The sequence below is a fragment of the Pseudomonas sp. S3_C06 genome (assembly GCF_054667675.1).
Genome location: NZ_CP162747.1, coordinates 1,278,223 through 1,304,065, shown reverse-complemented (window position 1 = coordinate 1,304,065; position 25,843 = coordinate 1,278,223). Strand labels below are relative to the sequence as shown.

Sequence of the window (25,843 nt, the reverse complement as noted above, 5' to 3'; positions counted from 1 at the left end):
CAGACAGACCGGGTGATATCCGGCGGGCGTGCGGAGTGACGCAGCTTGGAACGGCGCAGGGCCATGGGGAGATTGACGATACGATTCATACGCCGCCCCTGTGGGAGAGGGCGCGCAGGGTAGAGACGTTCAACGCTTCTGCTTGTTGTAGTGACGTACTCATAACGCGTGTTTCCGTTGGCGGAAAACGTCGGTGGCGGGCTGAGCCGCCGACCGGTGTGCCCGGATAGTAAGGGGGAATTCCCGGGCGTGTAAACGGGAGATTCGCAGGCCACGCTTCAGCGCATCAGGTGAAAGCCCAGCCCGGCGAGGGCGCAAACGATCAACACACTGATCACGCCGCGTTTGAAAACGAACAAGGCCAATGCTGCCGCAACTGTCAGCATCAGCGAAAACACATCCAGCGCCCCGGCAAAACCGTTCGGCCACAACACGTGATAAGCGAAGAAACACGCCAGATTCACAATCACCCCGACCACGGCGGCGGTGATCGCCGTCAGCGGTGCGGTGAACTTCAGTTCGTTGTGCGTCGATTCCACCAACGGCCCGCCGGCGAGGATGAACAGAAACGAGGGCAGGAAGGTGAACCAGGTCACCAGCGTTGCCGCCAGCGCCCCGGCGGCAAAGGCATGTTCGGGGCCGAACGCCGGTTGCACGTAGGCACCGACGAAACCGACAAACGCCACCACCATGATCAGCGGGCCCGGCGTGGTTTCGCCGAGGGCGAGGCCGTCGATCATCTGCGTTGCCGTCAACCAGCCGTAATGCCCGACGGCGCCCTGATAGACGTAAGGCAGCACCGCGTAAGCGCCGCCAAAGGTAAGCAGCGCGGCTTTGGTGAAGAACCAGGCCATTTGCGTGAACGTGCCGTCCCAGCCGAACAGCGCGGTCAGTAATGCCATGGGCAAACACCATAACGCTGCGCCGACCGATACCAGTCGCAGCAACTTCATCGGGCTGAAACGGGCATGTTCGGGGGCCGGTGTATCGTCGTCGATCAACGCCGCGCCGAAGGATTTCTCGCTGTTGCGCGCCCCCGTGTTGCTGAACCGCTGCGGCGCGAATCGTCCGCCAAGATAGCCGATCAACGCGGCCCCGAGGACGATCAAGGGGAAGGGCAGGTTGAAGGCGAAAATCGCCACGAACGACGCCCCGGCAATCGCCCACAGCCAGGCATTCTTCAATGCACGCGAGCCGATGCGATGCGCGGCGTGCAGCACTATCGCGGTGATCGCCGGTTTGATCCCGTAAAACACCCCGGCCACCGCTGGCACATCCCCGAAAGCGACGTACAGCCAGGACAAGGCGATCAGAATGAACAACGACGGCAGCACAAACAACGCACCGGCGATGACACCGCCCCAGGTGCGATGCAGCAGCCAACCGATGTACGTCGCCAATTGCTGAGCCTCGGGGCCGGGCAGCAACATGCAGTAGTTGAGTGCGTGCAGGAAACGTTTTTCAGAGATCCAGCGCCGGCGCTCGACCAGCTCCTGATGCATGATCGCGATCTGCCCGGCCGGCCCGCCGAAACCGATGCAGCCGAGTTTCAGCCAGAAACGCCAGGCCTGGCGCAGGGTGACGGGATCGGGGCGGGGCAGGTTGTTCGGCGCTGTGCTCAAGCGAGACTCCGGAGTTGAATCCTGGCGGAGTGGCTATCTAACCAGACTTTCAACCCTCACCCCAGCCCTCTCCCAGAGGGAGAGGGAGCCGACCGAGGTGTCTGGCGTTTTACATCGACCTGAAAGATCGAGTCGATTATGGATTTGATGGTCACCCGAAGGGGCCGATCGAGGTGTCTGGCGTTCTCCATGACTGGAAAGATCCCATCGATTATGGATTCACCACAACTCCTTCACGTCGGCGTACTTCTGCAATATCCCCCAATCAGTCCCCTCTCCCTCGGGGCGGTCCGACGTTTCGGGAGGGCTAGGGTGAGGGGCTTTTGCTCTTCAGGCATGCGCCAGACTCCAGCGCAACGCCGCATCCCGATCGCTCTCACGGCCCTCGACCCAGTGCGAACCCTCAGGCGTAGTCTCGCGCTTCCAGAACGGCGCGCGGGTCTTGAGCACGTCCATGATGAACGCGCAGGCCTCGAACGCCATATGCCGATGCTTGCTGCTGACCCCGACAAACACGATCGGCTCACTCACCGCCAACGCACCGACCCGATGCACAATCTCCACCCCCAAAAGCGGCCAGCGCTCACGGGCTTCTGCGGCGATCTGCTCAAGGGCCTTTTCGGTCATACCCGGATAGTGCTCAAGAAACAGTTCACTCACGCTCTGGCCAATATTCAGATCACGCACATAACCAATAAAATTCACCACCGCGCCCACCCGTGGATTGCGCGCATGCAGATCGGCGGTCAACTGGCCGACATCAAAGCTTTTGTGCTGGACTCGAATCGTCATCATCAACCCCCGGTGACCGGCGGGAAAAACGCGATTTCATCGAAATCCTCAATCACCTGACTCGGCTGACACAGCTGCTGATTCACCGCGCACATCAGGTTGCCGGCGCCGAGCACTTCGCGCCACAACTCACCGCGCTGCATCAGCATTTGCCGGATATCTTCAACGCTGCCCAAAGCCTCAGTCAGCGGAATTTTTTCACCGCCCAGATTCAACCGGTCACGGTAGCTGGCGAAGTAGTTGATCAGGATCATTGCGCGTCCTCCCATTGAAAGTTCCCCGAGCGTCCGCCCTGTTTGCTGAGCAGGCGGATATCGCCAATCACCATCGCCCGGTCCACCGCTTTGCACATGTCGTAAATGGTCAGCGCGGCGACGCTGGCGGCAGTCAACGCTTCGAGTTCGACGCCGGTCTGGCCGGTGAGGCGACAGGTGCTGGTGATCTGCACCCGGTCAGGTTCGCAGGCCTTGAGTTCGACGTGAATCGAACTGAGCAACAGCGCATGGCACAGCGGGATCAGTTCATGAGTGCGCTTGGCCGCTTGTATTCCGGCAATCCGCGCCACCGCGAAGACATCGCCTTTCGGATGACCGTTGGCCTGAATCATCTGCAGGGTTTGCGGGCGCATCTGCACCCAGGCTTGCGCGCTGGCTTCGCGGCGGGTCGCGGCTTTATCGCTGACGTCGACCATGTTGGCGCGGCCCTGATCGTCGAGGTGGGTGAGGGTGTGGCTCATGCGGAATACTCCTGGATCGGGCTGTAAATTCGCGGGGCGTTGCGGTGCGGCACATGGATCAGATTAAGTCGGTGCTTGAGCGCCCAACGCACGGTCAACGCGGTAGGTGCCGAAAGACTGACGAGGGTGCCGAGGCGCGCACGCACGGCTTTGTGAATCAGTTCGAGGCTGCAACGGCTGGTGACCACGACGAAGCCTTCAGCCGCATCGATGGCGTCGATCTGCATCGCGCCGATCAGCTTGTCGAGGGCGTTGTGGCGGCCGATGTCTTCGCGGCACAGCAGCGCTTCACCGTCGGCGCCGAAGTACAGCGCGGCGTGCAGGGCGCCGCTGCTGCGCGCCAGTTGCTGGGCCTGTTCGATGCGTTGGCGAATGCCGTCGAAATGCTCAGCCGGCGGCAGCGGTGAAGGTTGCAGAATTTGCAGTTGCGGCAACGCCTGTTCCAGCGCTTCGACGCCGCAGATGCCGCAGCCACTGGTGCCGGTCATTTGCCGCCGGTGATCCTTCAAGGCCCAGAACGCCCGGCTGGAAATCTGCACCTCGGCCTGACAGGCCTGATCGAAATGCGTGAGGCGGATGTCGTAGATCTCGTCGACGCTGTCGATGATCGCGTTGCTCAAACTGAAGCCACGGATGAAGTCTTCGAGGTTGCCGGGCGAGACCATCATCACTGCCTGGCTCAGGCCGTTGTAGCTGATGGCGAGGGCGATTTCCGAGGCCAGCGCTGCGTGGGAGAGGGCGGCATCCGGCAGGTATTCGCGAAACGCCACCTGCGCCGGTTGCGGTGCTGGAGCGTTGGGTTCGCTGGTGGATTCTGTGACGGTTTCGACTTGGCAGAGCATCTTGAAAGTCCCGAGGCGCTGAAGAGTGTTCAGGCTACGGGGGCGTTAAAAATGCGTCCAATCGCTTGTTCCGATGTGGTGATTGCTTTGGTCGATCAACCAAAATATGTGTTGTCGGGTCAGGCCCCATCGCGAGCAGGCTCACTCCTACATTTGGAATGCGTTCCCCTGTAGGAGCGAGCCTGCTCGCGAAGGCGGTCTGACATCCAACATCAATTATTCAGCGGGCACTTCTACCCCAAACAACTTCCGCGCCTCGGCAAAACACTTCTCGGCAATCGCCGAGCGCGGTTCGGTCTTGCGCATCACCAGCCCCAGCGGCGCCAGCACACTGGCATCCGGCAACTGCATGAACGACAGGTGCTCGATCGGCTCCTCAAGCCCGCTGTCCAGCGGCATGATCGCGCAGCAGAAGCCTTGGTGAATCGCCTGCAACAGCTGATAGGTCGAATCGCTTTCCATGATCGGCTGTGGACTGAGGCCACGGCTGCGGAAACTCAAATCGATGGATTTACGATAATGCATGCCGGCGGTGATCATCCCCAGCGGCAATTCGGCGGCGTCTTCCCAGCTCATTTCCGAGCCTTCGAAATGGAAATGGCGGTTGTCGTAAAGCAAGCCGACGCGGGTTTCGCCGATCTCGAAAAACTCGAAATAGTTCGGGTTGACGTGATCGAGGTAGCACACGCCGAGATCAAGCTGATTGTTGCCCAGCCCGGCAATGATCTCGTCGGAGCTGAGCGACGACAGGCTGAACTTCAACTCTGGATACGTCCCCGACAACCCCTGAATGTAATTGACCGGGTTGAAGCTGCTCAGCGGCACCAGACCCAGACGCAGGCTACCGACCAATTGCCCGCGACACGCCGCCGCTTCGGCGAACAGACCGTCGTGAGCTGCCAGCAAGGTGCGCGCCCAGGCCAGCACACGCTCGCCAGCCTGGGTGAAACCTTCAAAGCGCTGGCCACGGTTGACCAGCACCAGATCCAGTTCGTCTTCCAGATTGCGCAGGCGCATCGACAACGTCGGTTGGGTGATGTGGCAGCGTGCGGCGGCCTGGCCGAAGTGGCGGGTTTCGTCCAGCGCGATCAGGAACTTGAGTTGTTTGATGTCCACGATGGCACCTGCTCGATGAGGATTTTTTGATTGAGTATTGACGCAGATGCGCGAGGCGCACGAAAAGCGCAGGGTGCGACGATCTCATCTGAACGGTTGTTCGTCCAATCGGAAGTGTTTAAGGGACTATCGATCGGCTCTATCAGGCCCGGTTTTACTGGCCCTGAACAACGTGAAAGGCACCGATAGAGGCGGTCGATAATGTGGTTGGCCAGAGTGATTAGACAGTACTCATAAGTGGCACTTAGGCTGCTCGGCAATGTTGATTGACTGCTGCCGGAGAACTGCCATGAGCGCCAAAGCCGATGCCCTGTTTGTCCCCCTGAATATTGCCGTACTGACGGTCAGCGATACGCGCGATTACGCCAGCGATACGTCGGGCCAGTTGCTGGTCAGTCGCTTGCTGGAGGCCGGTCATACGCTGAGCGAGCGCAACCTGCTTAAGGACGATCTGTACAAGATCCGCGCTCAGGTAGCGAACTGGATTGCTGACGAAGGCATTCAAGTGGTGCTGATCACTGGCGGTACCGGGTTTACCGGTCGCGATAGCACGCCGGAGGCTGTGGCCTGCTTGTTCGATAAACAAATCGATGGTTTCGGCGAACTGTTTCGCGCGATCTCGATTCTGGATATCGGTACATCCACCGTGCAAAGCCGCGCGCTGGCCGGGCTGTCTAACGGCACGCTGGTGTGCTGTCTGCCAGGTTCGACCGGTGCTTGCCGTACGGCGTGGGAAGGCATTCTTGCCGAGCAACTGGATAACCGTCATCGCCCATGCAATTTCGTCCCGCACCTGAAAGCCGTGCAAGCCTGCGGGCCACGCGGATGAGCAAGGCGCCGCTGATGCCGGTCGAGGACGCCCTCGACCAATTGCTTGGCATGGCCAATGAGCAAGGTCTGGCCGAAAGCGAAGTGCTGGCGCTCGACGATGCGCGTGGGCGGGTGCTGGCCAGTGATCTGGTGGCGACACTCGACCTGCCGCCGTGGCCGAACAGCGCCATGGACGGTTACGCGCTCAATCTCGCCGATCTGCACCGACAACCGCTGAAGGTCTCGCAAAAGGTTTATGCCGGGTTGGCGCCGGACACGTTGCTGCCCGGCACCTGCGCACGGATTTTTACCGGCGCACCGCTGCCGCCCGGCGCCACCTGCGTCGAGATGCAGGAGAACGTCGAAGTGCTGGAGGACGGCCGCGTGCGCTTCTTGCAGCCGCTGAAGGCGGGGCAGAATATCCGCGGGCAAGGTCAGGAAAATCGCGTCGGCGACATCCTGCTGCGCGCCGGCAAACGTCTTGGGCCGTTCGAACTGGCAGTCGCCGCCGGGCAAGGGCTGGCGCAACTGCACGTGGTGCGTCGCCCGCGTGTGGCGCTGCTGTCGACCGGTGACGAACTGGTCGAGCCGGGCCAGCCGCTGCGCCCCGGCAGCATCTACAACAGCAACCGCGTATTGCTCGGCCACTGGTTGCGGGAGTTGGGCTGCGAGGTGATCGACGCCGGCATCCTCCCGGATCGCCCGGCGCAGACGCGGCTCAAACTTGAGCAACTGCAAGTGAGCGCGGATCTGATTCTGACCACGGGTGGCGTGTCTGCCGGTGATGCCGATTGCCTCGGGCAAGTGCTGCGTGACAGCGGTAAACCGCTGTTGTGGAAACTGGCGATCAAGCCTGGCAAACCGTTGACCGTGGGCCATTTCGGCACGGTGCCGGTGATTGGTTTGCCGGGCAATCCGACGTCGGCGCTGGTGACGTTCGGATTGTTGGCGCGGCCGTATTTGCTGCGCATTCAAGGCGTGGAAGATGTCATGCCATTGAGTTTCACGGTCAATGCAGGTTTCGATTGGCACAAGGCTGGCAGCCGTCGTGAATACCTGCGGGTGAAGCTGGAAGCAGGGCACGCAGTGCTTTATCCCAATCAAAGCTCCGGCGTCCTGCTCGGCGCCACCTGGGCCGATGGCCTGGTGGAAATCCCTGAGAACAGCCCGCACAACGCCGGCGATCCGCTGCGCTTCATCCCGTTCAACGAACTCTTCTGACCTCACCACCAATCAAAACTGTGGGAGCGAGCCTGCTCGCGAATGCGAAGTGTCAGTCAACATTGATTTTGGCTGATAGGGCCCCTTCGCGAGCAGGCTCGCTCCCACAATGGATTTGGCGCTCATCAATACTCGGGTGTGAATGCAAAACCTGTAGGAGTGAGCCTGCTCGCGATGACGGAGGGTCAGTCGACGAAGATGTTGACTGCACCGGCGCTATCGCGAGCAGGCGAAGGCCTACAATGGTTTTGTGGTGCTCAACAATATCCGCGGTGTACGCAAAACCTGTGGGAGCGAGCCTGCTCGCGAATGCGAAGTGTCAGTCAACATTGATTTTGGCTGATAGGGCCCCTTCGCGAGCAGGCTCGCTCCCACAGGGTTTCGGGGTGTATGGAGAGAAGGATCAGCTCAGCACATAGTCAACCGGCTTCAGCGCCGGCGGTACGTCTGCGCCCAGTTCGCTGAGGATATCGCGTTCGATGGTGCGCACCAGTGCATCGGTGGGCAGGTCGTTTTCATCGCGGCCGAACGGGTCTTCCAGCTCATCGGCAATCGCATCCAGGCCAAAGAACGTGTAGCTGACTATCGCCGTGAACAGCGGCGTCAGCCAGCCCAGCGGTTCCGCCATGGCGAACGGCAGCAGGATGCAGAACAGATAAATCGTCCGGTGCAACAGCAGTGTGTAAGGAAACGGCAGCGGCGTGGTTTTGATCCGTTCACATACCGCTTGCGCCTGGGTCAGGCTGGTCAGGTGATTGGCCAGCAGCATGTAGCGCCACTCAGTCAGTTCACCGTTCTGATGCAAATCGGAACACTGCTGGCCGACCGTCTGCAAAATGCGTCCGCTGTAGTCCGGGGTCTGCGGATCAGGTTTCGGCATGATCCATTGGCTGCTCGCATCGGCCTCGCTTTCCTTGCGTAATCGCGCGTTCAACGCATGGGCAAAGCCGCACAGGTTGAGCAACAACGGCTTGCGCTCAGCCGATTCACGAATCACATGGGTTTCACGGATCACCGAGCGAATGTGCACGATCACTTCGCCCCAGGCCTTGCGCGCCTCGTACCAGCGGTCATAGCAGGCGTTGTTGCGAAAATTCATGAAGATCGACAGCGACAAACCGAGCAAAGTAAACGGCGTGGCGTTGACTTTGGTGAAGTTGCTTGGATGGAGGATTTCCACCAGCACGATGGCCGAAGCCAGCAGGGTGACCATCAACGTGCGCAGGGCGATGCGCTTGGCGATCGAACCCTTGAGGGTGAAGAGAATGGCGAACTGGTTGACCTTGGGTCTGATGATCATGCTGTGCGGTTCCGATAACCGATGAAACTGGCGGGATCAGCCGCCGGTCATGTTCATGAAGCGCACGACCTGAACATCATCGTTCACTTCGAAATTATGCCGATACGGCTTGAGTTTCATCGCCTCGACAATGGCTTTCTCCAGCCGCTGCGGTTGCCCCGGGTGGGCGCGCAGCAGCGCTTTCAGATCCACCGAATGCTCGTTACCCAGACACAGTAGCAGGCGCCCTTCGACGGTGAGCCGTACGCGGTTGCAGGTGCCACAAAAGTTGTGGCTGTGCGGCGAGATAAAGCCCAGACGAATCTCCGGTGCCTCGGCCAGCCGCCAGTAGCGCGACGGGCCTTGCGTCGACTCCGCCGAGTCGATCAGGGTATAGCGTTCGGCAATCTTTTCGCGCACCTGGGCGCTGGAGAAAAATGACTCGGCACGGCTGTGTTCGCTGATGATCCCCAGCGGCATTTCCTCGATGAAAGAGACGTCGAGCTGACGGTCAATGGCGAAACTGACCAGATCGTTGATCTCCTGATCGTTACGGCCCTGCATCACCACGACGTTGAGTTTAGTGCGGGTAAAACCGGCCTTGCGCGCGGCATCGATGCCGTTGATCACCTGCGCCAGATCGCCGGTGCGGGTCATCTGTTTGAAGCGCTGCGGATCAAGGCTGTCGAGGCTGATATTCAGGCGTTTGACCCCGGCGTCGAACAGCGGCGCAGCGAGTTTGCCCAGTTGTGAGCCGTTGGTGGTCATGCACAGTTCACGCAGGCCGGGCAGGGCGGCGATCTGCTCGCACAACTTGACCACGCCCGGACGGATCAGCGGCTCGCCACCGGTTAGGCGAATCTTGCGCGTGCCGAGCGCCACAAAGCTCTGCGCCAGTTGATAGATCTCTTCCAGCGTGAGGATTTTTTGCCGTGGCAGAAACTGCATGTCTTCGGCCATGCAATAGACGCAGCGGAAGTCGCAGCGGTCGGTCACCGACATGCGCAGATAGTCGACGCGGCGGTTGTAACCATCGATCAAGACACGCTCTGACATGACAGCCTCGCAGGAATGAAAACCCCGGTTGAAGGAGTTGGGTCAGCGCAGGTTATGGCTAACTTCAAGTGCCGTCCAATCACTGTTAATGAACAGCTGATTGATGCCGTCGATGATAAATTATTTTTCGCCGAAAGTTGTCTCGTTATTTCCGCAAGGCCCCGTAAATAAAGGGTTTTTAGCCGTGATAGATGCTTTCGATAGGGCGGTCATTAATAGCGATTAGACAACGTTTTGTAACGGTTCATATCCTTGCCCCGGCAAACCCAACGACCACTTTTCAACCTTGAAAGTCGGCCGTCGCTGTTTAACCGAATCAGGTTCATGCCTGTGTGCATCGTCATGGAGAGTCCCATGTCACAAGTCGACCGTTACAAACCCTACAAAGGCGCCGCTGCCGGTTGGGGCGCTGTCATCAGCCTGACCAAGAGCTGGCTGGGCAGTGAAAACGCCCTGAAAAACATCCGCGCCATGCTCAAGACCAACCAGAACGGCGGCTTCGACTGCCCGGGTTGCGCCTGGGGTGAAGCGCCCGGCGCGAGCATGTTGAAGTTCTGCGAAAACGGCGCGAAAGCGGTGAACTGGGAAGCGACCGGGCGTTTGGTCGACCCGGCGTTCTTCAACAAGTACACGGTGTCGAGCCTGGCCGAGCAGAGCGACTACTGGCTGGAATATCAGGGTCGTCTGACCCACCCGATGCGCTATGACGCGCGGGTCGACCGCTATGTGGAAATCAGCTGGGAAGATGCGTTCGCGCTGATCGCTGATCACCTGAAAAACCTCAAATCGCCGCACGAGGCCGAGTTCTACACCTCCGGTCGTGCGAGCAATGAAGCGGCGTTTCTCTATCAATTGTTCGTCCGCGCGTTCGGCACCAACAACTTCCCCGACTGCTCGAACATGTGCCACGAAGCCAGCGCGGTGAGCATGATCGAAACCCTTGGCGTCGGTAAAGGCACCGTGGTCTACGAGGATCTGCATCACGCCGATGCGATTTTCGTCATTGGCCAGAACCCCGGTACCAACCACCCGCGCATGCTCGAACCGTTGCGTGAAGCGGTAAAGCGCGGCGCCCAAGTGGTCTGTATCAATCCGCTGAAAGAGCGTGGCCTGGAGCGTTTCCAGAACCCGCAGAACCCGATCGAAATGCTCAGCAACGGCTGGGAAGCGACCAACACCGCGTACTTCCGCCCGGCGCTGGGTGGCGACATGGCGATGATTCGCGGCATGGTCAAATTCCTCCTGCAGTGGGAACGCGAAGCCCAGGCCACTGGTGGCGAACCGGTGTTCGATCATGCGTTCATTGCCGAGCACACCACAGGGCTCGACAGCTATCTGGCTGAAGTCGAGGCGACAAGCTGGGAGCACATTCTCGAGCAGTCTGGCGTGCCGTTGCATGACATCGAACTGGCCGCGCGCATGTATGGCCGCGCCAAAAGCGTGATCATGTGCTGGGCCATGGGTCTGACCCAGCACGTGCACTCCGTGGCGACCTTGCAGGAAGTCATCAACCTGCAACTGCTGCGCGGCAACGTCGGCCGTCCGGGCGCCGGGCTTTCCCCGGTTCGCGGACACAGTAACGTGCAGGGCGACCGCACCATGGGCATCAACGAGCTGGCGCCGAAAGACTTGATGGACGCGCTGGAAAAACGCTTCAACTTCGACGTGCCGCGCATGCACGGGCACAACACGGTGATGGCGATCGGCGCCATGGAACGTGGCGACGCCAAGGTGTTTATCGGTCTGGGCGGCAACTTCGCCCAAGCCACGCCGGACACCCCGCGCACCCACGCCGCCATGCGTAAACTCGATCTGACCGTGCATATCGCGACCAAGCTCAACCGCAGCCATTTGGTCACCGGTCGCGACGCGCTGATCCTGCCGTGCCTCGGGCGTACCGACATCGACATCCAGGCTGAAGGTCCGCAAGGCGTAACCGTCGAAGACACGTTCAGCATGGTGCATTTGTCGTTCGGTCAGTTGAAGCCGAAGTCGGCGCAGTTGAAATCAGAGCCGGCGATCATTGCCGGGATCGCCGCCGCGACTTTGGGCAAACACCCGATCGATTGGGAGTGGGTGGTGGGCGACTACGGGCGCATTCGCAACCTGATTGCCGACGTGATTCCGGGCTTCGAAAACTTCAATGAGAAGCTGTTGATTCCGGGGGGCTTCCACCTCGGCAACGACGCCTCGGATCGGGTCTGGAACACCGCCAGCGGCAAGGCTCAATTCACCCCGTGCGTGCTGCCCGAGCACTTGATCAGCGAAGGCGTGCGCAACTTGCCGGTCAAGCCACACCTGATTCTGCAAACCATGCGTTCCCACGATCAGTACAACACCACGCTGTATGGCCTCGATGACCGTTATCGCGGGGTCTATGGCATGCGCGATGTGATCTTCGCCAACGAACAGGACATTCAGCGCTTGGGGTTCGAGCCGGGGCAGAAGGTTGATCTGGTGGCGCTGTGGGATGACGAACGTGAACGTCGGGTCAGCGGTTTCACCCTGATCGCTTACGACATTCCGGCAGGGCAGGCGGCGGCGTATTACCCGGAGACCAATCCTCTGGTACCGCTGGAAAGCTACGGTGACCGAACCTACACGCCGACTTCCAAATTTGTGGCGATCCGCCTCGAAGCCGCGAAGGTCAGCAACCTGATTCCGTCGTCGGTGGCGTAATCCGCAACTCATAAAAACACTGGCAATTTTACTGGCTGCAGGCGTTCGCGCCTGGCGGTGGCCCGGGTTCGTGCTGCCGCTTTTCAGCCTGGATGAGGACATCATCATGTTCAATCTGGAGGCACTGGACCTGGCGCGAATTCAATTCGCGTTCACGGTTTCGTTCCACATTATTTTCCCGGCGATCACCATTGGCCTGGCGAGTTTCCTTGCGGTACTCGAAGGTCTGTGGCTGAAAACCCATAACGACACGTACCGCGATCTCTACCATTTCTGGTCGAAGATCTTTGCGGTCAACTTTGGCATGGGCGTGGTGTCGGGGCTGGTCATGGCGTACCAGTTCGGCACCAACTGGAGCGGCTTCTCGGATTTTGCCGGGAGCATCACCGGGCCGCTTTTGACCTATGAAGTGCTGACCGCGTTCTTCCTTGAGGCCGGGTTCCTCGGGGTGATGTTGTTTGGCTGGAACCGTGTCGGCCGGGGTTTGCACTTTTTCGCCACGGTGATGGTCGCCATCGGCACATTGATTTCGACGTTCTGGATTCTTGCGTCAAACAGCTGGATGCAGACGCCGCAGGGCTTCGAGATTGTCGACGGTCGGGTGATGCCACTGGACTGGCTGGCCATTGTATTTAACCCGTCGTTTCCGTTCCGTCTGGCGCACATGGCGATTGCCGCGTTTGTGGCGACGTCGTTCTTCGTCGGTGCGTCGGCTGCCTGGCATTTGCTGCGCGGCAATAACACGGCGCCGGTGCGCAAGATGTTTTCCATGGCGTTGTGGATGGCCCTGATCGTTGCGCCGATTCAAGCGGTGGTCGGTGACGCCCATGGCTTGAACACGCTGGAGCATCAACCGGCGAAGATCGCCGCCATCGAAGGCCACTGGGAAAACGCCGATAACGGCCCGACGCCGCTGGTGCTGTTTGGTATTCCTGATATGGACGCGGAGAAGACCAGGTATGCGTTGGAGATTCCGTACCTCGGCAGCCTGATCCTCACCCACAGCCTCGACAAGCAGATCCCGGCGCTGAAGAGCTTCCCGAAAGAGGACCGGCCGAATTCGACCGTGATCTTCTGGAGCTTTCGCGTCATGGCGGGGTTGGGGATGTTGATGATTCTCGTTGGTTTGCTCGGTCTGGCGTTGCGCCGTGGCGGCAAGCTTTACCGGCATCGCGGCTTCCAGCGTCTTGTGTTGTTGATGGGGCCGAGCGGCTTGATTGCGCTGCTGGCCGGTTGGATCACCACGGAAGTCGGGCGTCAGCCGTGGGTGGTGTATGGCTTGCTGCGCACCCACGATGCCGCGTCGCGTCACTCGGTGGCGCAGATGAGTACGTCGCTGGCGCTGTTCGTGGTGATCTATTTCACGGTGTTCAGCGTGGGCATCGGCTACATGATGAAACTGGTGAAAAAAGGCCCGCAGCCGCACCACGAACATCCGCCTGAGGGCGATGAATTGCAGACGCCGCGTCGACCGATTTCGGCGGCTATCGCCCCTATGAAGGAGCATTGAGTTATGGCTATTCAGGGTATCGATCTCTCGTTGATCTGGGGAGTGATCATCGCCTTCGGGGTGATGATGTACGTGATCATTGACGGCTTCGATCTGGGGCTGGGGATCCTGTTTCCGCTGATCCCGGATGAGCAGGAACGCGATGTGATGATGAACACCGTCGCGCCGGTCTGGGACGGTAACGAGACGTGGTTGGTGCTCGGTGGCGCGGCGTTGTATGGCGCGTTTCCGCTGGCGTACGGGGTGATTCTCGAGGCGCTGTATCTGCCGCTGATCCTGATGCTTTGCGGGTTGATTTTCCGCGGTGTGGCGTTCGAGTTTCGCTTCAAGTCGTCGCCGCAAAAGCGTCATTGGTGGGATAAGGCGTTTATCGGTGGTTCGCTGCTGGCGACGTTCGCCCAAGGCGTGGTGATCGGCGCGTATGTGTCCGGGATTCCGGTGGTCGATCGGCAGTTTGCCGGTGGTGGTCTGGACTGGTTGGCACCGTTTCCGCTGGTGTGTGGTGTGGGCCTGGTGATCGCGTATGCGTTGCTCGGCAGCACCTGGTTGCTGGTCAAGACCGAGGGCATGCTGGAATCGCGGATGCGTCTGTTCACCCGGCCGCTGGCCTTGCTGTTGATGGCGATGGTGCTGGTGATTGGCGTGTGGACCCTGCAACTGCATCCAGAACTGGCGACGCGTTGGTCGACGCACGGGCATCTGCAGGTGTTTGCCGGGTTGGTGGTGTTGGCGTTGCTGTCGCTGTTCGGGCTTTTGCGCACGTTGCGTCAGCGGCATACGCACTGGCCGTTCGTGTTCACGCTGGTGCTGATGCTGCTCGGTTACATCGGCCTGGCGCTGAGCATCTGGCCGAACATCATCCCGCCGTCGGTGAGCATCTGGGCCGCCGCGTCACCACCGTCGAGCCAGTTGTTCGCGCTGATCGGCGCACTGTTCATCCTGCCGGTGATCCTGATGTACACCTTCTGGAGCTACTACGTATTCCGCGGCAAAGTGAGGATTGGCGATGGCTACCATTGATTCGCGTGAAGTGAAAAGCAGCCGGTGGTACAAGCGTCTGGGCTGGCTGTTGTTGATTTGGCTGGGCAGCGTGGTGTCGCTGGCGGTTGTCGCCAGCGTGCTGAAACTGGCGATGTACGCAGCGGGCATGAGAACCCACTGACCCCAAGAAAAACCGGAGCCAGGCTCCGGTTTTTTATTGCCGCCGATCTTGAGGTCACTGACTACCCCCTGTAGGCCTTCGCCTGCTCGCGATTGCGGTGGATCAGTCAATGTAGATATTGACTGTGCCGGCCTCATCGCGAGCAGGCTCACTCCTACAAGGATTTGTGGTAGCTGGAGAATATGTAAACATCGCCGAACCCTGTGGGAGCGAGCCTGCTCGCGAAGGCGTCAGGTCAGACAACATCGGTGTTGAGTGTAATGGCCTCTTCGCGAGCAAGCTCGCTCCCACATCTGATCTCGGTTCGGCCGAAGATCGAATGATCAACCCGATCCCCCGTGGGAGCGAGCCTGCTCGCGAAGGCGTCAGGTCAGACAACATCGGTGTTGAGTGTAATGGCCTCTTCGCGAGCAGGCTCGCTCCCACATTTGATCCCGGTTCAGCCGAAGATCTAATGATCAACCCTATCCCCTGGGGGAGCGAGCCTGCTCGCGAAGGCGTCAGGTCAGACAACATCGGTGTTGAGTGTAATGGCCTCTTCGCGAGCAAGCTCGCTCCCACATTTGATCTCGGTTCGGCCGAAGATCGACTGATCAACCCGATCCCCTGTGGGAGCGAGCTTGCTCGCGAAGGCGTTAGCTCAGACAACGTTAATGTTGACTGTAAAGGCCTCTTCGCGAGCAGGCTCGCTCCCACAGGTATTGTGGTGTTTTTGCGATTGGGCTTACTGGGCGCCGAACATGGCGGTCCAGTAAATGCCGGCACTGCTTTTCGGATCGGTCGCGTAGGCTGCGCCGAGTTCCTGGTATTGCGGGTTCATCAGGTTGGCGCAGTGGCCGGGGCTGGCGAGCCAGCCTTCGACGACTTTGTGCACGGTGTCTTGCCCGGCGGCGATGTTTTCGCCGACCTGTTGGCCGCTGTAACCGGCGAGTTCCGCGCGATCGCCGGGGGTGCGGCCGTCGCGGTCCTTGTGATCCAGGTAATTGTTGTTGGCCATGTCGCGGCTGTGATCCTGGGCGATCGTGCCCAGTGTCGTGTTCCAGGCCAGCGGTGCGGCAGCGGCAAAAGCCTGACCCCCACACTGTCGTGCCTGACTGCGGGCGACGTTGAGTTCACTTAGCAACTTCTGTCCTTCACTTTGCGCATCCCCCAGCTTGGCCGACAGCAGCGGCCGCGCCAGCACGATGCGCCAGTCACGGTCGTCGCGGCTGACACCGACATCGACAAACTGCGGATCGAGCACCACCTGACAGAAACTTTCTTTGATCGCCTGCATCGCCGACGCCGCATCACGTGGGCCGTTGAGCGTGATCGCCTGCACATTGACCATCGGATAACTGGCGCTGGCCATGGCTTGCTGAAGATCGACAGCACCGGTGGCGCGTAATCTCAGCCGTGGATCAGCCGACAGCGGCGGCAGTTCATTGGACGCCTGCGAACCACAACGCTGCGGTTGGCTGCGGTAGCTGTTGATCGACTCGATCAACTGCGACTCATCGCCGGCCAGCGCCGGAATGGCAAACACAACGCCCACGGACAACGCGGCACAACGCAAAACGAATGGCATGAAGCGCATGGAAATCTCCCTTGAGCTGAATGCGCCCATGATGCGCGAAAGGCCCCCGGTGAGTGCAATGTCTTTTTTCTTCATTCAGTGGATTTTCTGCGCAACTTTGCCTCTGTATTTGCCGTCTACACTCACCGAAGGCCCCGGAAACCGGGTGTCTCCCCGACGTAACACCTTGCCCGACTCGGGCGCTGCCGGAAGAACAGACATGGGATTGAAAGGCTGGGCTGGTTGTCTTGTATTGACCCTGTTGGCAGGCTCCGTGTGGGCCACCGATCAGGCCCCGATCAAAGCGAAGGCTGAAGAGAAAGCCCAAGTGCTGGAAGAGAAAGCAGCGGACAAAATCAGCGCCGCACCAGCACCGAAAGCCGAGGCCATCACCCCTACCGAAGTGCAGGCGGTCGACCCGGCCGGCGCGGCGCCGCTGGACGATCCGATCACCTGTCTGGCGCGAAGTATCTATTGGGAAGCCAAGGGAAAGGACACGCCGGAAATGGAAGCCGTGGCCAGTGTGGTGATGAATCGCCTCGGCCACGAAGGCTTTCCCGACACGGTGTGCGCTGTCGTCAAACAAGGTTCGGAAACCAAGAGCTGCCAGTTTTCCTGGTGGTGCGACGGGCGTCCGGATCAGGTCAAGGAAGATGCCGAATACACGCTGGCCAAGGATATCGCCCGCAAAGCGCTGAACCGCCAGCTCAAGGATCGCACCAACGGCGCGCTGTATTTCCACGACCGCAACGTGCATCCGAGCTGGGCCAGGGAGTACCGCAAGACCGCCGAAACGAAAAAATTCCTCTTCTACAAACCTGCCGGTGGCGACGCGCGTTAAGCGCAGACCTGCCGCACACACTCGCGCAACCAGCGATGCGCCGGATCGGCATCCATGCGCGGATGCCAGAGCATCGACACACTGATGGCCGGCATCGCGAAGGGCAGGGCGAAACTGTGCAGGCCCGTGCGCAGTTTGCTGGTATGACGTTGCGGGACCGTGGCGATCAGGTCTGATTCACGCACCAGCGTCAGCGCCGCCGAGAATCCACCGAATGAGGTGACGATGTCTCGTGTCAGCCCTAGCGCGAGTAACGCTTCGTCGACCGGGCCACTGCTGCGCCCGCGCCGTGAAATGAGAATGTGCTCGCCGCCGGCAAAGCGCTTGCCAGTGATTTTTCCCGTGCTCAAGGGATGCCCCTCACGCACCACACCGATCCACTGATCCTGAAACAGGATGCGACTGTGCAGCGTCGGGTCGGTGCTGTCATCGACCACGCCGGTTTCCAGATCGACACGGCCTTCGCGCAACGGCGTGCTGTCCTTGTCGGCTTTCTGCACAAAACGCAGGCGTACGTCGGGCGCCTCTTCGGCGATACGGGCGAGCAGGGCGGCGGCGAAGGTTTCGACGAAGCCGTCGGTGTTGCGCAAGGTAAAGGTGCGTTGCAAGCGGCCGGGATCGAGTACTTCGGCAGGCCGTAAAACCGCCTCGGCGTCCTGCACCAGATGACTGACCCGTTCGCGCAATTCCAATGCGCGCGGTGTTGGCACCAGGCCACGACCCGCTCGCACCAATAACGGATCGCCCGTGGTTTCGCGCAGACGGGCGAGGGCGCGGCTCATGGCTGACGGGCTCAACCGCAGGCATTTGGCGGCGCGGGCGACGCTGCCTTCACGCAGTAACACGTCGAGGGTGATCAGCAGGTTCAGATCCGGAGTACTCATGACATGGCGTTCCGTGCAGGTATCGAGTGCAAAGCATGCGTCTTGCGCCGTGTCTTGTCGAGGCTCAGGCTATGGCAGATCACTTTTGCGCTGCGAGCCTCCCATGTCCCGAGACCCCCTGAGCACTCCCTCCCGCTGGGCGCTGACCAGCCTGGCCTTGTCGATGTTGATGCCGTCACTGGACACCAGCATTGCCAACGCCGGGTTGCCGATCCTCGCGACCGCATTCGAGGCGACGTTTCAGCAAGTGCAATGGATCGTGCTCGCTTACCTGCTGGCAATCACCACTTTGATTGTCAGTGTCGGTCGTCTGGGCGATGGCTTCGGTCGGCGTCGATTGCTGTTGATCGGGATCGGCATTTTCACCAGCGCTTCGTTGGCTTGCGCATTGGCTCCGGGACTCGGTTGGCTGATTGGCGCACGGGCGGTGCAAGGTGTTGGCGCGGCGATCATGTTCGCCTTGACGGTGGCGCTGGTGTCAGAAGCAGTGCCCAAATCGCGGGCGGGCAGCGCGATGGGCTTGCTGGCAACGATGTCGGCGACGGGCACCAGTCTTGGGCCGTCGCTGGGCGGGCTGTTGATGACGCATGTCGGCTGGCAGGCGATTTTTCTGCTCAACGTGCCGTTGGGCTTGCTCAATGCGTGGCTGGTGTACCGCTATTTGCCGGCGGATCGGGCCGCCGGGCCGCGAGTCGCGTTCGATTATTCTGGCAGCGTGGTGCTGGTGTTGACGCTGGCGGCCTATGCGCTGGCAATGACCCTTGAAGGTTTCACCGTGCCGTTGCTGTTGGCCAGCCTGTGCGGCGCAGGATTGTTCATCGTGGTCGAGATGAAGGCCAAGTCGCCGCTGATTCGTTTGTCGCTGTTCAGCGACGCGCGACTGAGCAGCAGCCTGACGCTGACCTTGCTGGTGACGACGGTGATGATGACCACGCTGGTGGTCGGGCCGTTTTACCTGCACCAGGGTTTGGGTCTCAGCAGCACAATGGTCGGAGTAGCGTTATCGATCGGACCGTTGTTGTCCGCAATGAGTGGGGTACCGGCGGGACGTTTGGTAGATCGCTTCGGCGCGCGACGGATTGTGCCGGGCGCGTTGCTCGGGATGGCCGGCGGTTGCAGCTTGCTGGCACTCCTGCCCATGAGTATGGGACTGCCCGCGTACGTACTGCCGATCATGGTGATAGCTGTCGGTTACGCGTTGTTCCAGGCGGCCAACAACACCGGATTGATGGCCGGGGTCAGTCAGGATCAGCGTGGCGTGGTTTCGGCGATGCTCGGGCTGGCGCGCAACCTTGGGTTGATCACCGGCGCGGCAGTGATGGGCGCGGTGTTTGCGCTTGCAGCGGGGGATCCGACACAGGCGCCTGCAACGGCGATTGCCAGCGGATTGCACATCACTTTTGGCGTCGCGGTGGCGTTGATGCTCGTGGCGTTGATCATCAGCCGAGCGCAGTTCAACGGTGGGAGCGAGCCTGCTCGCGAAGAGGCCTGCACAACCAACATCTCCGGTGACTGACACACCGCTTTCGCGAGCAGGCTCGCTCCCACAGGGGGTCGATTTGATCGGTAGATCTTCAGCCGAACCGAGATCAAATGTGGGAGCGAGCCTGCTCGCGAAGAGGCCGGCACAGCCAACATCTCCGGTGACTGACACACCGCTTTCGCGAGCAGGCTCGCTCCCACAGGGGGCGGGTTGATCAGTAGGTCTTCGGCCGAACCGAGATCAAGTGTCGGAGCGGGTTGATTGGTAGGTCTCCGGCCGAACCGCGATCAAATGTGGGAGCGAGCCTGCTCGCGAAGAGGCCGGCACAGCCAACATCTCCGGTGACTGACACACCGCTTTCGCGAGCAGGCTCGCTCCCACAGGGGGGCGGGTTGATCAGTCGGTCTTCGGCCGAACCGAGATCAAGTGTGGGAGCGAGCTTGCTCGCGAAGAGGCCGGCACAACCAACATCTCCAGTGACTGACGCACCGCTTTCGCGAGCAGGCTCGCTCCCACAGGAATTTGTGGTGTGTGGGCGATTTATGTTGATTGGCGGGCGGGGAAGAACAGTTCGAAGCAGGTGATGCCATCGGCACTGCTGGCGCTGTAGCGGCCCTGATGCAACTGCATGATGGTTGCCACGATCGACAGGCCCAGGCCATTGGATTGCGCCGAGCGCTCGCGTGACTCATCGACGCGGTAAAAACGTTCGAACAACCGCGCCAAGTGTTCAGGGGCAATGGTTGCGCCCTGATTTCTGACCCGCAGATAACTGCCATCCGCCTCGGCAATCGCCTCCACCTGCACCGTCGAATCCGCCTCACCGTACTTGATCGCATTGGCGCACAGGTTGGCCAATGCCCGCCGTAATAACATCGGTTCCGCCCAGATCACACCGCTACCACTGGCCTCGATACTCACCCCGACATCAGCCGCCAGGCCTTCAAAGTAATCGGCAATGCGCTGCATCTCATCCGCGGCATCCAGCTCCTGGCGCTGACTCAAGGCACTGGCCGGATCGGTGCGGGCCAGAAACAGCATGTTGTCGAGCATCCGCGTCAGGCGCTCCAGCTCTTCGACGTTGGAGGCGAGCAACTGCTGATAGGCCTCGATGCTACGGTTCTGCTGCAGCGCGACCTGGGTTTCGCCGAGCAGATTGTTGATCGGCGTGCGCAACTCGTGGGCCATGTCGGTGGACACCTGACTCAACTGCGCAAAGCCCTTGGCGAGCCGATCGAGCATGGCGTTGAACGCTTCAATCATCGGCTGCAACTCTCGCGGCGCACCGTGACTGTCTAGGCGTTCGCCGAGGTTGCCGACACCGATACCATGAGCGTGTTGCGCCAGTCGCCGCAACGGCAACAACCCGCGATACACCAACAAACAGCCCACCACCGCCAGCAACAACGCCGCCAGCGAGGCGAGGCCATAAACGCTCAAACGGTAGTTGGCAAGCATCGCCGTGCGCTCGCTCATCAGGCGCCCGGTGGTGACTTGCAGATTGCCCAATTCGCCGGAATCGATACTCGCCGCCACCGCCGAAAACGGCACACCGTCGACACTCGGCAGGTGCTGCACGTCTTTCAGCGTCATCGCCTGGTCGATGGGCACCGCCGGCAACGTCGGCGTGCTCAGATTGCCCGGGTTGACCACCAGCAGCGGCGGTTGCCCCGGCGCACCGATGGTCAGCAGCGCTTCGCGGTTGCCAAGCATGTTCTGGAACAGTGCCGGTTTGTTCTTGATCAGCTCCAGGGTGTTGCTGTCGTTGAGGAACGTGCGCAGTTGATCGACGCGGCTAACCAGTGAGATGTCGTCGCGGCGGGTCAGCTGTTCTTCCAGTTCGCCATACAGCGCCGCGCCGAGGCCGGCCAGTGAGGCGAACGCGAGCAGGGCGAAGGCCAGCGCCAGGCGCAGGGTCAGTGAATACGGGCGATGGGGGCTCATGGCTGCGTATCGAAGCGATAGCCGATGCCACGCACGCTGTGGATCAGCTTGAGCTGGAACGGGTCATCGATCTTCGCCCGCAAGCGGCGCACGGCGACATCGACGACGTTGGTGTCGCTGTCGAAATTCATGTCCCACACCCGCGAAGCAATCAGTGAGCGCGCCAGCACTTGCCCGGTATGGCTGGCGAACAATTGCAGCAGCGCGAACTCCTTGTTGGTCAGGGTGATACGCACCCCGGCGCGGCTCACGCGGCGTTTGAGCACGTCGATCTGCAGATCAGCAACCTGCAGCTGTTCGTCTTCATGGATCGGCCCGCGCCGGGTCAGGGTACGCAGGCGCGCCACCAGTTCGGCGAAGGAAAACGGCTTGATCAGGTAATCGTCGGCGCCCAGTTCCAGGCCTTTGACGCGGTCAGCGATATCGTCGCGGGCGGTGAGAAACAGCACCGGTGTGTCGGCTTCCTTGCGCAGCCGGCGCAGGACTTCCCAGCCATCCATTTTCGGCATCATCACATCGAGCACGATCACGTCGAAGTTGTGTTCCAGCGCCAGGTGCAAGCCGTCGGCACCGTCGCGGGCGAGGCTGACGCTGTAACCCAGTTCCTGCAAACCGTTGAGCAGGTAATTGCCGGCCTTGGGTTCGTCTTCGACAACCAGAATATTCATCGATCAGTCTCAATGGTCATTGATGCAGCCGCTGCCTTGTACCTGATAGTCCAGCACATGTTCGCGGCCCTGATGGTCGAGGTAATTCAATTGCGCCGGGACCACGCCGCACGCTTGTGAAATATCGGTGCTGGACAGGACTTTGTCGACATCCAGATTGACGTAGAAGCCGGATTTGTCATGAATCACGGCGCTGTCTGGCATGTTCGCGGCGAACACGCTGCCAGTGGCGAGGAGGGCGGTGAAGGCGAGCAGGAGGGTTTTCATGGTCAGTCACTCAGTGGTCGAAGTTGATCGGCATTGGCGCCGGGACAACTTCAGGCTACCGAGCGATCCGCACGGCAAACCGACAGCTGAATGACAAAGTTGTAATGAAACATGGGGCTGACAAGGATCAAATGTAGGAGTGAGCCTGCTCGCGATAGCGGTGTGTCAGGCACCATCTGTGTTGGTTGACACACCGCTATCGCGAGCAGGCTCACTCCTACAGGGGATTTGGGGTGGTCGGTCAGCTCGCGTGGGTATTGAGGATGCTCGCCACCTGCTGCGGCTGGCAGTTCAGATAAGGCGAGGACTTCAACCAGCGCTGATCCGGGTACCACGAAAACATGAACTGGCCATTCTTCAGGCGGTCGATCACCTGCTTGGCGATCTGCGGTCGTACCGCCGGGCAACCCTGGCTGCGGCCGATACGTCCTTGTTTCTTGCTCCACAACGGATTCACATAACTGGCGGCGTGAATGACGATGGCGCGATCGCGGGCCATGTCATTGAAACCCGGCTCCAGACCGTCCATGCGCAGCGAATAACCGTGGGTGCCGCTGTAACTTTCCTGGGTGCGGAACAGGCCGAGGCTGGACTGGTAACTGCCTTCGACATTGGAAAACTGCGTGGCGAAGTTTTCCCCGGAGTTGGAGCCGTGGGCGACCAGATCGCGCAGCACCAATTTCTTTTTGCTCAGGTCGAAGATCCACAGGCGGCGTTCGGTGGACGGTTGCGAATAGTCGATGATCGCCAGATGGCGGGACGGCTTCGCACCGTTGTTGACCGCGCATTGCATGGCGTTCAAAGCACCTTTCAGCGCTTGGGGATTGAGTTCTGGCGCGGCGTGCGCGAGGCTGGTGAAGAGAACCGGCGATGGTTTGCCGGCGGCAAAAACTGGACTGGTCACGACGATAGCGGTGGCAGTCAGCAGAAGTCGGCGCAAAAACGTCAACATTTTATAAAGTGTCCTCACTTGCTACATATTTGGCACTTTGGCTCCTGACTCCCAGTCAATACCCGCAAGCCCGTTGATCGAGCCTGACTCTCAAGCGCACCTGATGTAAGGTTGGCCATCATCTGGACGGCCATGGATTGGAGTAAAGCAGTTGTTCAAAAAGTACGCATGCTACTTGAGCATTTGTTTGCTCGCTGCGCCGTTTGTCGCTTGTGCCGATGAGCCGTTGCCGCCGCTGGGGACATTGCCAACGCCACCGGCCGAGATGCCGGTCGAGCCGCAAAGTCCCTTGCAGGCTGTAATGATCAGTCTGCCGCAGTCGTGCCCGGCGATTGCCGCGCATCTCAACGGCCCGGCGCTGACGCAATTGCAGGCGTTCTACCAGCAGCAGGACTGGATGCCGGTGTGGGCCAGTGAATCGGCACGATTGCCGGTGTTGCGCGCGCAATTGCAGCTGTTGGCCGATGATGGTCTCAATCCAAAACGCTATCCGGTCGCAACCACGGCGCCTCAGGATGGCGAGTTGTGTGCCGACATCGACATCAGCCGCAACTACCTCCAGGCCCTGCAGGATCTGCACTACGGAAGCCTGCTGCAATCACACTTCGAACCGCTGTGGCATGCCGACGCCAGCCCGCGTGACCGTCAGGCGGAATTGTTGGCGATCGCCGTACCGGGCATGCACGACATTCCCGCCGCGTTTGATCTGGCCCGTCCGCGCCTGGCGCAATACCAGAACCTGCGTCAGCTCTACGCCGCGCAACGGCTCACAGCCTTGCCGCAATGGCAGTCGGTCGGCAGCGGGCCGCTGCTGCGCCCGGACATGGAAGACAAACGCGTGCCGGAACTGGCTCAGCGTCTGTACAGCGAAGGCTATCTGACTCAGATCATTGGTACGTCCGGCAATGCGTATGACGGCGTGCTGGTCGACGCCGTGAAGAGTTTTCAGGCCAATCATTCGTTACAGGCCGACGGTGTGGTCGGGCCGGGTACGATTGCCGAACTCAACATCAGTCCGCTGACCCGCCGTGAACAATTGCGCGTGAACCTTGAGCGTTTCCGCTGGATGGCCCAGGACATAGAGCCCGATGGCTTGCTGGTCAATGTCGCCGCCGCTGAGTTGACGCTGTATCAGGGCGGCGTGCCGGTGTGGCAGACCCGCACGCAGGTCGGTCGCGCGGAGCGCCAGACGCCGCTACTGAAATCGCGGGTGACGCGCCTGACCCTGAACCCGACCTGGACCGTACCGCCGACCATCTGGAAGGAAGACAAGCTGCCGGAAATCCGCAAGGACCAGACCTTCCTCAGCCGCCAGAACCTGCAAGTGCTTGACGCCAACGGGCAGCCGCTGGCGGCAGCGGATATCGACTGGGACAACCCCGGCAACATCATGCTGCGTCAGGACGCCGGGCCGCGTAATCCGTTGGGGCAAATGGTCATCCGCTTCCCCAATCCGTTCTCGGTGTACTTGCACGACACGCCAAGCAAGGCGCTGTTTGAAAAAGGCCCGCGTGCCTTCAGCTCCGGCTGCGTGCGGGTCGAGCATCCGATGCAACTGCGTGATCTGCTGCTCACCCCGGCGGAAAAGGCCCGCACTGAAACCCTGCTGGCCACCGGCACCACCCACGAATTTCGCCTGTCGGCGCCGGTGCCGATCCTGATGACCTACTGGACAGCGCAGGTCGACAGCAGCGGAAACGTGCGTTACGCGCCGGACATCTACAGCCGTGACAGCGCCTTGCTCGTCGGGCTTGACCGGGCGCATTGAGTCTCAGCGGGTGGTTCTGTTCCAGAACACCCGCGCCAGCCACGCATCGACACTCAATTTGCCCGCCCCGGCGAACACCAGCGGCACTAGCGCCGCCAGGTAAATCGCCGGCAGCTTGAAGTTGCCGAAGCCTTTGTTGGTGATCGCATAACCCTGCGCCAACTCGCTCAGCGACGACCAATCGGCAGGCCAGTGCACGGCAGCGGTGGCGACGACTGTTACCACCATCAGCGAAATCGCTGAGATCCGTGTCCCGAAGCCGACCAGAATTGCCAGCGCGCAGATCAGTTCGGCCCACATCGACAGTTCCCAGTTCAACGTTGCCGGCAGGTGATTGAAGGGGAAGGGGAATTTGTCCTGAATGTCTTCGAACCAGTTCTGCCCGTTGAATTTCTCCAGCCCGGATTCGAAAAATTCCCAGGCGATGAACAGACGCAGGGTCAGAGGCGCGAGCCAGGTACCGGCGCGGTCGAGGTTCAGGTGCAGGCCTTTGACGGCGCTTGAAAGGGGGGTGGTCATGATGCAGCTCCGGTGAGTTGAGTGAAATCGACCGGGGTATTTCAGCGTCGGGGTGTATCGGGGATGTGTCGGCGGGGTGGGGGATTGTGCTTTTGGTGTGTCTGCGGCTTCGGGGTATACAGTGCGATACAGTCAGA

Annotated in this window: 24 protein-coding genes; 9 read left to right on the top strand and 15 right to left on the bottom strand. The window is 60.5% G+C overall.

Annotation, left to right across the window (positions count from 1 at the left end):
- Nucleotides 1–278 precede the first annotated feature (278 nt).
- The 6 genes from chrA to AB4N44_RS05505 all read right to left on the bottom strand — a co-directional run bounded on the left by chrA (nucleotide 279) and on the right by AB4N44_RS05505 (nucleotide 5,108).
- Nucleotides 279–1,622, bottom strand: coding sequence for a chromate efflux transporter (gene chrA, locus AB4N44_RS05530; RefSeq protein ID WP_460109822.1), 1,344 nt, complete (start codon nucleotides 1,620–1,622; stop codon nucleotides 279–281).
- 330 nt (nucleotides 1,623–1,952) lie between these two features.
- Nucleotides 1,953–2,414, bottom strand: a complete 462-nt coding sequence (gene moaE, locus AB4N44_RS05525) for a molybdopterin synthase catalytic subunit MoaE (RefSeq protein WP_460109824.1) — start codon at nucleotides 2,412–2,414, stop codon at nucleotides 1,953–1,955.
- A gap of 2 nt (nucleotides 2,415–2,416) precedes the next feature.
- Nucleotides 2,417–2,668, bottom strand: coding sequence for a MoaD/ThiS family protein (locus AB4N44_RS05520; protein ID WP_460109826.1), 252 nt, complete (start codon nucleotides 2,666–2,668; stop codon nucleotides 2,417–2,419).
- On the bottom strand, nucleotides 2,665–3,150 hold the full coding sequence (gene moaC / locus AB4N44_RS05515; protein WP_460109828.1) for a cyclic pyranopterin monophosphate synthase MoaC: 486 nt from the start codon (nucleotides 3,148–3,150) through the stop codon (nucleotides 2,665–2,667). Before moaC ends, AB4N44_RS05520 begins: the two co-directional genes overlap by 4 nt.
- On the bottom strand, nucleotides 3,147–3,992 hold the full coding sequence (gene fdhD / locus AB4N44_RS05510) for a formate dehydrogenase accessory sulfurtransferase FdhD (RefSeq protein ID WP_127928658.1): 846 nt from the start codon (nucleotides 3,990–3,992) through the stop codon (nucleotides 3,147–3,149). Before fdhD ends, moaC begins: the two co-directional genes overlap by 4 nt.
- A gap of 216 nt (nucleotides 3,993–4,208) precedes the next feature.
- Entirely contained in the window at nucleotides 4,209–5,108 is a 900-nt protein-coding gene (locus AB4N44_RS05505; RefSeq protein ID WP_095124581.1) for a LysR family transcriptional regulator, read from the bottom strand.
- Nucleotides 5,109–5,397: 289 nt separating this feature from the next.
- On the opposite strand from AB4N44_RS05505, the gene moaB reads away from it, so the two are divergent.
- Both moaB and AB4N44_RS05495 read left to right on the top strand, forming a co-directional pair.
- Nucleotides 5,398–5,937, top strand: coding sequence for a molybdenum cofactor biosynthesis protein B (moaB, locus tag AB4N44_RS05500; RefSeq protein WP_038365659.1), 540 nt, complete (start codon nucleotides 5,398–5,400; stop codon nucleotides 5,935–5,937).
- Nucleotides 5,934–7,139, top strand: a complete 1,206-nt coding sequence (locus AB4N44_RS05495; RefSeq protein ID WP_460111603.1) for a molybdopterin molybdotransferase MoeA — start codon at nucleotides 5,934–5,936, stop codon at nucleotides 7,137–7,139. Before moaB ends, AB4N44_RS05495 begins: the two co-directional genes overlap by 4 nt.
- Nucleotides 7,140–7,542: 403 nt before the next feature.
- Here AB4N44_RS05495 and AB4N44_RS05490 read toward each other — a convergent pair whose 3' ends face one another.
- Nucleotides 7,543–8,439 (bottom strand): bestrophin family protein, encoded by an 897-nt coding sequence (locus AB4N44_RS05490; protein WP_077572313.1) that lies wholly within the window; start codon nucleotides 8,437–8,439, stop codon nucleotides 7,543–7,545.
- A 36-nt stretch (nucleotides 8,440–8,475) separates the two neighbouring features.
- Nucleotides 8,476–9,474 (bottom strand): GTP 3',8-cyclase MoaA, encoded by a 999-nt coding sequence (gene moaA / locus AB4N44_RS05485; RefSeq protein ID WP_160040797.1) that lies wholly within the window; start codon nucleotides 9,472–9,474, stop codon nucleotides 8,476–8,478.
- A 354-nt stretch (nucleotides 9,475–9,828) separates the two neighbouring features.
- Between moaA and AB4N44_RS05480 the strand changes: the two genes are divergently transcribed.
- From AB4N44_RS05480 to AB4N44_RS05465, 4 genes are all read left to right on the top strand, one after another.
- On the top strand, nucleotides 9,829–12,153 hold the full coding sequence (locus AB4N44_RS05480) for an FdhF/YdeP family oxidoreductase (RefSeq protein WP_460158188.1): 2,325 nt from the start codon (nucleotides 9,829–9,831) through the stop codon (nucleotides 12,151–12,153).
- A gap of 106 nt (nucleotides 12,154–12,259) precedes the next feature.
- Nucleotides 12,260–13,663: a cytochrome ubiquinol oxidase subunit I gene (locus tag AB4N44_RS05475; protein ID WP_460109830.1), complete on the top strand. Its 1,404-nt coding sequence runs from the start codon at nucleotides 12,260–12,262 to the stop codon at nucleotides 13,661–13,663.
- Nucleotides 13,664–13,666: 3 nt separating this feature from the next.
- Nucleotides 13,667–14,683: a cytochrome d ubiquinol oxidase subunit II gene (cydB, locus tag AB4N44_RS05470; protein WP_460109833.1), complete on the top strand. Its 1,017-nt coding sequence runs from the start codon at nucleotides 13,667–13,669 to the stop codon at nucleotides 14,681–14,683.
- Complete coding sequence (locus AB4N44_RS05465) at nucleotides 14,670–14,825, top strand: DUF2474 family protein (protein WP_095118385.1); 156 nt, start codon at nucleotides 14,670–14,672, stop codon at nucleotides 14,823–14,825. The genes cydB and AB4N44_RS05465 overlap by 14 nt, the downstream gene beginning before the upstream one ends.
- A gap of 724 nt (nucleotides 14,826–15,549) precedes the next feature.
- Here AB4N44_RS05465 and AB4N44_RS05460 read toward each other — a convergent pair.
- Nucleotides 15,550–16,392 carry a CAP domain-containing protein gene (locus AB4N44_RS05460; RefSeq protein ID WP_460111606.1) on the bottom strand — a complete coding sequence of 281 codons (843 nt, stop codon included), beginning with the start codon at nucleotides 16,390–16,392 and terminating at the stop codon, nucleotides 15,550–15,552.
- Nucleotides 16,393–16,600: 208 nt separating this feature from the next.
- On the opposite strand from AB4N44_RS05460, the gene AB4N44_RS05455 reads away from it, so the two are divergent.
- On the top strand, nucleotides 16,601–17,221 hold the full coding sequence (locus AB4N44_RS05455) for a cell wall hydrolase (protein ID WP_150750869.1): 621 nt from the start codon (nucleotides 16,601–16,603) through the stop codon (nucleotides 17,219–17,221).
- Here AB4N44_RS05455 and AB4N44_RS05450 read toward each other — a convergent pair.
- On the bottom strand, nucleotides 17,218–18,105 hold the full coding sequence (locus AB4N44_RS05450) for a LysR family transcriptional regulator (protein WP_127928642.1): 888 nt from the start codon (nucleotides 18,103–18,105) through the stop codon (nucleotides 17,218–17,220). The genes AB4N44_RS05455 and AB4N44_RS05450 overlap by 4 nt on opposite strands.
- A 103-nt stretch (nucleotides 18,106–18,208) precedes the next feature.
- Here AB4N44_RS05450 and AB4N44_RS05445 point away from each other — a divergent pair, with 103 nt between their 5' ends.
- The gene (locus tag AB4N44_RS05445) at nucleotides 18,209–19,621 is read left to right on the top strand and encodes an MFS transporter (protein ID WP_460109837.1); all 1,413 of its coding nucleotides are present in this window, start codon (nucleotides 18,209–18,211) and stop codon (nucleotides 19,619–19,621) included.
- 507 nt (nucleotides 19,622–20,128) lie between these two features.
- Here AB4N44_RS05445 and AB4N44_RS05440 read toward each other — a convergent pair.
- From AB4N44_RS05440 to AB4N44_RS05425, 4 genes are all read right to left on the bottom strand, one after another.
- Entirely contained in the window at nucleotides 20,129–21,532 is a 1,404-nt protein-coding gene (locus AB4N44_RS05440) for a heavy metal sensor histidine kinase (RefSeq protein WP_460109839.1), read from the bottom strand.
- A complete protein-coding gene (locus tag AB4N44_RS05435) occupies nucleotides 21,529–22,200 on the bottom strand; it encodes a heavy metal response regulator transcription factor (RefSeq protein WP_127928635.1) in 672 nt (223 codons plus the stop codon). The genes AB4N44_RS05440 and AB4N44_RS05435 overlap by 4 nt, the downstream gene beginning before the upstream one ends.
- A 9-nt stretch (nucleotides 22,201–22,209) precedes the next feature.
- Nucleotides 22,210–22,467, bottom strand: coding sequence for a DUF2790 domain-containing protein (locus tag AB4N44_RS05430; RefSeq protein WP_122600320.1), 258 nt, complete (start codon nucleotides 22,465–22,467; stop codon nucleotides 22,210–22,212).
- Between the two features lie 241 nt (nucleotides 22,468–22,708).
- A complete protein-coding gene (locus tag AB4N44_RS05425) occupies nucleotides 22,709–23,419 on the bottom strand; it encodes a murein L,D-transpeptidase catalytic domain family protein (RefSeq protein ID WP_007918401.1) in 711 nt (236 codons plus the stop codon).
- A gap of 151 nt (nucleotides 23,420–23,570) precedes the next feature.
- Here AB4N44_RS05425 and AB4N44_RS05420 point away from each other — a divergent pair, with 151 nt between their 5' ends.
- Complete coding sequence (locus AB4N44_RS05420; RefSeq protein WP_460109842.1) at nucleotides 23,571–25,187, top strand: L,D-transpeptidase family protein; 1,617 nt, start codon at nucleotides 23,571–23,573, stop codon at nucleotides 25,185–25,187.
- 3 nt (nucleotides 25,188–25,190) lie between these two features.
- On the opposite strand, the gene AB4N44_RS05415 is transcribed toward AB4N44_RS05420, so the two are convergent.
- Nucleotides 25,191–25,706, bottom strand: coding sequence for an HvfX family Cu-binding RiPP maturation protein (locus tag AB4N44_RS05415; RefSeq protein WP_460109844.1), 516 nt, complete (start codon nucleotides 25,704–25,706; stop codon nucleotides 25,191–25,193).
- Between the last annotated feature and the right edge of the window lie 137 nt (nucleotides 25,707–25,843).

Bases quoted from the DNA above. Each gene is read 5' to 3' on its own strand.
- AB4N44_RS05430 (WP_122600320.1), bottom strand. From the start codon at position 22,467: ATGAAAACCCTCCTGCTCGCCTTCACCGCCCTCCTCGCCACTGGCAGC.
- moaA (WP_160040797.1), bottom strand. From the start codon at position 9,474: ATGTCAGAGCGTGTCTTGATCGATGGTTACAACCGCCGCGTCGACTAT.
- moaB (WP_038365659.1), top strand. From the start codon at position 5,398: ATGAGCGCCAAAGCCGATGCCCTGTTTGTCCCCCTGAATATTGCCGTA.
- AB4N44_RS05520 (WP_460109826.1), bottom strand. From the start codon at position 2,668: ATGATCCTGATCAACTACTTCGCCAGCTACCGTGACCGGTTGAATCTG.
- AB4N44_RS05475 (WP_460109830.1), top strand. From the start codon at position 12,260: ATGTTCAATCTGGAGGCACTGGACCTGGCGCGAATTCAATTCGCGTTC.
- AB4N44_RS05455 (WP_150750869.1), top strand. From the start codon at position 16,601: ATGGGATTGAAAGGCTGGGCTGGTTGTCTTGTATTGACCCTGTTGGCA.
- AB4N44_RS05445 (WP_460109837.1), top strand. From the start codon at position 18,209: ATGTCCCGAGACCCCCTGAGCACTCCCTCCCGCTGGGCGCTGACCAGC.
- AB4N44_RS05440 (WP_460109839.1), bottom strand. From the start codon at position 21,532: ATGAGCCCCCATCGCCCGTATTCACTGACCCTGCGCCTGGCGCTGGCC.
- moaE (WP_460109824.1), bottom strand. From the start codon at position 2,414: ATGACGATTCGAGTCCAGCACAAAAGCTTTGATGTCGGCCAGTTGACC.
- AB4N44_RS05480 (WP_460158188.1), top strand. From the start codon at position 9,829: ATGTCACAAGTCGACCGTTACAAACCCTACAAAGGCGCCGCTGCCGGT.
- AB4N44_RS05415 (WP_460109844.1), bottom strand. From the start codon at position 25,706: ATGACCACCCCCCTTTCAAGCGCCGTCAAAGGCCTGCACCTGAACCTC.
- moaC (WP_460109828.1), bottom strand. From the start codon at position 3,150: ATGAGCCACACCCTCACCCACCTCGACGATCAGGGCCGCGCCAACATG.
- AB4N44_RS05435 (WP_127928635.1), bottom strand. From the start codon at position 22,200: ATGAATATTCTGGTTGTCGAAGACGAACCCAAGGCCGGCAATTACCTG.
- cydB (WP_460109833.1), top strand. From the start codon at position 13,667: ATGGCTATTCAGGGTATCGATCTCTCGTTGATCTGGGGAGTGATCATC.
- AB4N44_RS05490 (WP_077572313.1), bottom strand. From the start codon at position 8,439: ATGATCATCAGACCCAAGGTCAACCAGTTCGCCATTCTCTTCACCCTC.
- fdhD (WP_127928658.1), bottom strand. From the start codon at position 3,992: ATGCTCTGCCAAGTCGAAACCGTCACAGAATCCACCAGCGAACCCAAC.
- AB4N44_RS05465 (WP_095118385.1), top strand. From the start codon at position 14,670: ATGGCTACCATTGATTCGCGTGAAGTGAAAAGCAGCCGGTGGTACAAG.
- AB4N44_RS05460 (WP_460111606.1), bottom strand. From the start codon at position 16,392: ATGCCATTCGTTTTGCGTTGTGCCGCGTTGTCCGTGGGCGTTGTGTTT.
- AB4N44_RS05450 (WP_127928642.1), bottom strand. From the start codon at position 18,105: ATGAGTACTCCGGATCTGAACCTGCTGATCACCCTCGACGTGTTACTG.
- AB4N44_RS05495 (WP_460111603.1), top strand. From the start codon at position 5,934: ATGAGCAAGGCGCCGCTGATGCCGGTCGAGGACGCCCTCGACCAATTG.
- AB4N44_RS05425 (WP_007918401.1), bottom strand. From the start codon at position 23,419: ATGTTGACGTTTTTGCGCCGACTTCTGCTGACTGCCACCGCTATCGTC.